Origin of the sequence: Streptomyces sp. YS-3 (genome assembly GCF_045257485.1) — a bacterium.
Lineage (GTDB): Bacteria > Actinomycetota > Actinomycetes > Streptomycetales > Streptomycetaceae > Streptomyces.
In genome coordinates, this window is record NZ_JBJHPC010000515.1 from 1 (window position 1) to 5,155 (window position 5,155).

The window sequence follows — 5,155 nt, forward strand, 5'->3', positions numbered from 1 at the left end:
CAGGACACCCGGCCCGCCGACCCCGACCAGGGCCTGGGCGCCGCCGAACTGGCCGCCAAGTACGGCCTGACGGTGAGCGGCGCCCGGCCGACGCTGAAGGAGTACGTCCACCAGCTCTGGGAGCGCCGCCACTTCATCTCGGCGTTCGCCACCGCCAAGCTCACCGCGCAGTACAGCGAGGCGAAGCTCGGCCAGATCTGGCAGTTGATGACCCCGCTGCTCAACGCGACGGTCTACTACTTCATCTTCGGCATCCTGATGGGCACCAAGCAGGGCGTCCCGGACTACATCCCGTTCCTGGTCACCGGTGTCTTCGTGTGGACGTTCACCGCCAACTCGATCATGTCGGGCACGCGCGCGATCACCGGCAACATGGGGCTGGTGCGCGCCCTGCACTTCCCGCGCGCGTCCCTGCCCATCGCGCTCGCGCTCCAGCAGCTCCAGCAACTGCTGTTCTCCATCGCCGCGCTCGCCATGATCCTTCTCGCCGTCGGTGTCTACCCGGCCCTCTCCTGGCTGATCGCCGTGCCCGCGCTGATCCTTCAGGCGATGTTCAACACCGGCCTCTCGCTCGCCATGGCCCGGGTCGCCAGCAAGACCCCGGACGTGTCGCAGCTGATGCCGTTCGTCCTGCGCACCTGGATGTACGTCTCGGGCGTCATGTGGAGCCTGCCGCAGCTGATGACCCGCAGCTCGCTGCCGCACGGCCTGGTGAAGGTCCTCCAGTACAACCCGGCGGCCGTCTACATCGACCTGATGCGCTTCGCCCTGATCCACAGCTTCAAGGCGAAGCAGCTCCCGGCGCACGTGTGGGCCGTCGCGGGCGGCTGGGCGCTCCTCGCCCTGGTCGCCGGGTTCATCTACTTCTGGAAGGCAGAGGAGAAGTACGGCCGTGGCTGACAGCACTCCCGCCGTGACCGGCGCCCCCGCCGCGCTCGGCGCTCCCACCGTGATCGCCGACGACGTCCACATCGTCTACAAGGTGAACGGCGGCTCCACCAAGGGAAGGGGCAGCGCGACCTCCGCGCTCAGCCGGATCGCCTCCCGAAGGACCGTCCCGGGCATCCGCGAGGTGCACGCCGTCAAGGGCGTCAGCTTCGTCGCCCGCAAGGGTGAGGCGATCGGTCTGATCGGCTCCAACGGCTCGGGCAAGTCGACCCTCCTGAAGGCCGTCGCGGGCCTGCTCCCGACCGCGCGGGGCCGGATCTTCACCCAGGGCCAGCCCTCCCTGCTCGGCGTCAACGCGGCGCTGATGAACGACCTCACCGGGGAGCGCAACGTCACCCTCGGCGGTCTCGCCATGGGCATGTCCCGCGAAGAGGTCCGGGACCGCTACGACGACATCGTCGAGTTCTCCGGGATCAACGAGAAGGGCGACTTCATCTCGCTCCCGATGCGCACCTACTCCTCCGGCATGGGCGCCCGTCTGCGGTTCTCCATCGCCGCCGCCAAGTCCCACGACGTCCTGCTGATCGACGAGGCGCTCTCCACCGGTGACGCCCGCTTCCAGCGGCGCAGCCAGGAGCGGATCGAGGAGCTGCGCGCCGAGGCGGGCACGGTCTTCCTGGTCAGCCACAGCAACGGCACCATCAAGCAGACCTGCGACCGGGCCATCTGGCTGGAGTCGGGCGTCCTGCGGATGGACGGTCCGGCCGACGAGGTCGTCGCGGCGTACGAGGAGCACACCGGGAAAAAATAAGCACAACCGGAAAAAATAGGGTCACACCGATACGAATAAATATCCCAAACCGGACTAAACTCCTGGGCGATGACGACCCAGCAGCTGCCTGTCCCCGCCCCTTCCCTCGCCCGCGGCCCGGGCGAGGCGGACCGCCGCATCCGGTACGCCGCCCTCGCCGCCACCTGGCTCGCCACGCGCGCGCTGATGCTCTTCCTCCTCGTCGACGACTCCCTCGGCGTCGGCGGGGTGAGCGGCGAGGTGTACGTCCTGTACCGCCAGTGGTACGGGCAGCTGACCGCCGGCCACTTCCCGTACGGCGACCCCACCTGGCAGTACCCGCCGGGCGCGGGAGCGGTCATCCTCGCGCCCGCGCTGCTGCCGTTCCTCACCTTCTTCCAGGCGTTCGTGGCCCTCACCCTGGCCGCCGACGCGCTGATCGCCGTCGCACTCGTACGAGCCGGGTCACGGCCCGGCGGCAGCGCGGCGGGGGCCTGGACGTGGGTGGGCGGCCTGCCGCTGCTGCTCCACCTTCCTTACGGACGCTACGACGTCCTGGTCACCGCCCCGGCCGTGGCCGCCCTGCTCTGCGTACGGCGCAGACCGCGCCTGGGCGGGGCGCTCGCCGGGGTCGGCGCGCTGGTCAAGGTGTGGCCCGCGCTGACCCTGATCGGCACCCCGCGCGGTCGCGCCACGCGCGCGTCATGGACGGCGGCGCTCGGCGCGGCCACCGCCCTGCTCGCCGTCCTCGCCCTCGGCTTCAGCCACACCCTGGACTTCCTGCGCCAGCAGGGCAGCCGGGGCGTGCAGATCGAGTCCCTCGGCGGCACCGGCCTCCAGCTCGCCCACCTCCTCGCGCACTGGCCGGGCCGGGTCGTCTACCGGTACGGCGCCATGGAGTTCACCGGCCCGTACGTCCCCTCCGTGGCCCGGCTCGCCCTCGCCCTGACCGTGCTCGCCTTCTGCTGGCTGCTGCTGTGGCGGCTCCGGGCGCGCCGCTGGACGGCGGCCACCCCGGCGGACGCGGCGCTGTGCGCGGTCCTGCTCTTCACCGTGACCAGCCGGGTGATCAGCCCGCAGTACCTGGTCTGGCTGCTCGGTCTGGCCGCCGTGTGCCTGGCCTCCCGGCAGACCAGCCAGCGGCCCGTCGCGCTCCTGATGCTGCCCGCCGCCGCCCTGAGCGCCCTCGCCTTCCCGACCCTGTACGACCAGGTCATGGCCGGGACCACGGTCGGCACCTCGCTGATGGTCCTGCGCAACGCGCTGCTGCTCGGCGCCGCGCTGCTCTCGTGCCGCAGGCTGTGGACCGCGACGACCGCGGGGCCCGTTGTCAGTGGGCCGCGATAGTCTCCTTCCCATCGGCACGAAGGCCTCGGCCACACCGCAAGAGGCCCTGGGGGAAGGGGGATCGAGGTGCCAGGCACCCTTTTTCCGCCGCTGCGCGCGGACGACCCGCGCCAGGTCTCCGGCTATGTCCTGGAAGCCCGCATAGGCGAGGGCGGCATGGGCACGGCCTACCTCTCCCGCACCCGGGGCAGCCAGCCGGTGGCCCTGAAACTGATCCGCAGGGAGTACGCGGAGAACGAGGAGTTCCGCCGCCGCTTCGCACGCGAGGTCGAAGCCGCCCAGCGGGTGTACGGGGCGCATGTCGCCCCCGTCCTGGACCACTCGGCGCAGGGCCCCCGCCCCTGGCTCGCCACCCGCTACATCCCGGGCGTCCCGCTGGACGACGCCCTTGAGGAGCACGGACCGCTGCCTCCCGGAGCCGTGCTGCACCTGCTCGCCTGCGCGGCCCGCGCGCTGGACTCCGTGCACCACGCCGGGGTGATCCACCGCGATGTGAAGCCCGGCAACCTGCTGCTCGCCGCCGACGGGCCGTGGCTGCTCGACTTCGGCATAGCCAGGGCCGCCGGGGCGGTCCGGCTCACCACCACCGGACGGCTGGTGGGCACCCCGAAGTACATGTCGCCCGAGCACGCCCTCGGACGCGAACTCACCCCCGCGGCCGACGTGTTCGCCCTCGGGCTGCTCGCCGGCCTCGCCGCCACGGGGCAGCATCCCTACGGAAGGGGCAGCGCCCTCGCCGTCGCCGCGCGCATCGCGGGCACCGACCGCGAGCCGCCCGACCTCGCTCCGTACCCCGAGCCGCTGCGCGGGGTGCTGCGGCTCTGTCTGGCCGCCCGGCCCGAAGAGCGGCCCGGCGCGGCCGAGTTGGCGTCGCTGTGCCGTCGGCTGTCCGGCCGCGGACCGCTGGACTTCGCGGACTGGCTGCCCGCGCCGCACCTGGCCGCGATCGCCGCGACCGAGGCGGCGGCCCGGCTGCGGATCGCGCTGCCGGACGCGCCGACGGTCCCGGCGGTGCCCCCGACCGCGCCGCTCACCGTGCGCGACGCCGACGCGGCCGAATTCATCCGGCGGGTGCGGGGGACCAGGCGTTCGGGAGCTGAGTAGTACCGGCGGCTGCCGCGCGCGTAGGCTCTGCGCCCGCAGCAGCAGTTGACGGCACGTCGGGTGCCGCGACCGGGGGAGGAACCATCAGCAGATCCGGTGAAACACTCAGGCCACTGGGACCCGAGGACCCGCGCGAGACCGCCGGCTACCAGCTCCTCGCCCGTATCGGCGAAGGCGGCATGGGCACGGTCTACCTTTCGCACACCCGCGGCGGACAGCCCGTCGCGCTCAAGGTGATCCGCAGGGAGTACGGCCAGGACGCCGACTTCCGGCGCCGCTTCGAGCAGGAGGTGCAGGCCGCCCGCCGGGTGCAGGGCTACCACATCGTTCCGGTGGTGGACCACGACACCAGCGGCGCCCAGCCCTGGCTCGCCACCCAGTACGTGCCGGGCCTCTCCCTGCACGACGCGCTGACCTCGTTCGGCCCGCTCCCCCTGGCGGCCGTCTTCCAGCTCGTCGGCTGTGCGGCCCAGGCACTGACCGCCGTCCACGCCGCGGGGGTGATCCACCGCGATCTGAAGCCCAGCAACGTCCTGATCGGCTCCGGCGGCCCCTATGTGATCGACTTCGGTATCGCGCGCGCCGCCGACGCCACCCAGCTCACCGCGAGCGGCGGCATGATCGGCACGCCGCAGTACATGTCGCCCGAGCACGCGCTGGGCGAGCCCCTCACGCCCGCAACCGACGTGTTCTCGCTCGGTCTGATCGCGGCGGTCGCGGCCACCGGACGCCACCCGTACGGCGACGGTGGCGCCATCACCGTGGCGGCGCAGATCGCCAACTCCGCGCACCGGCCGCCGGACCTGAGCGGCTACCCGGCGGAGCTGCGCCCCCTGCTGGAGTGCACGCTGACCGCCGATCCGGCGCAGCGCATCACCCCGGCCGACCTCGCCCCGCTCTGCGAGCAGGCGTCGGGGCGCGCCCTGCGCGACTTCGAGGGGTGGCTGCCCCCGGCGGTGGCGGCGGAGATCGCCCGCAGCGAGCAGGCCGCCGCGACGCCGCCGAAGCCCACCCCCGCGCAGCCCC

At 72.6% G+C, this 5,155-nt stretch carries 5 protein-coding genes; all 5 read left to right on the forward strand.

The window, feature by feature from the left end:
* Positions 1-33: 33 nt before the first annotated feature.
* A complete protein-coding gene (locus ACJA3G_RS29555; protein WP_406556105.1) occupies positions 34-900 on the forward strand; it encodes an ABC transporter permease in 867 nt (288 codons plus the stop codon).
* The gene (locus ACJA3G_RS29560; RefSeq protein ID WP_406556101.1) at positions 893-1,699 is read left to right on the forward strand and encodes an ABC transporter ATP-binding protein; all 807 of its coding nucleotides are present in this window, start codon (positions 893-895) and stop codon (positions 1,697-1,699) included. The genes ACJA3G_RS29555 and ACJA3G_RS29560 overlap by 8 nt, the downstream gene beginning before the upstream one ends.
* Before the next feature lie 69 nt (positions 1,700-1,768).
* Positions 1,769-3,025 (forward strand): glycosyltransferase 87 family protein, encoded by a 1,257-nt coding sequence (locus tag ACJA3G_RS29565; protein ID WP_406556102.1) that lies wholly within the window; start codon positions 1,769-1,771, stop codon positions 3,023-3,025.
* A 66-nt stretch (positions 3,026-3,091) separates the two neighbouring features.
* Positions 3,092-4,129 carry a serine/threonine-protein kinase gene (locus ACJA3G_RS29570; RefSeq protein WP_406556103.1) on the forward strand — a complete coding sequence of 346 codons (1,038 nt, stop codon included), beginning with the start codon at positions 3,092-3,094 and terminating at the stop codon, positions 4,127-4,129.
* Positions 4,130-4,308: 179 nt separating this feature from the next.
* On the forward strand, positions 4,309-5,155 hold an 847-nt coding region (locus tag ACJA3G_RS29575; protein WP_406556104.1), incomplete at its 3' end, for a serine/threonine-protein kinase.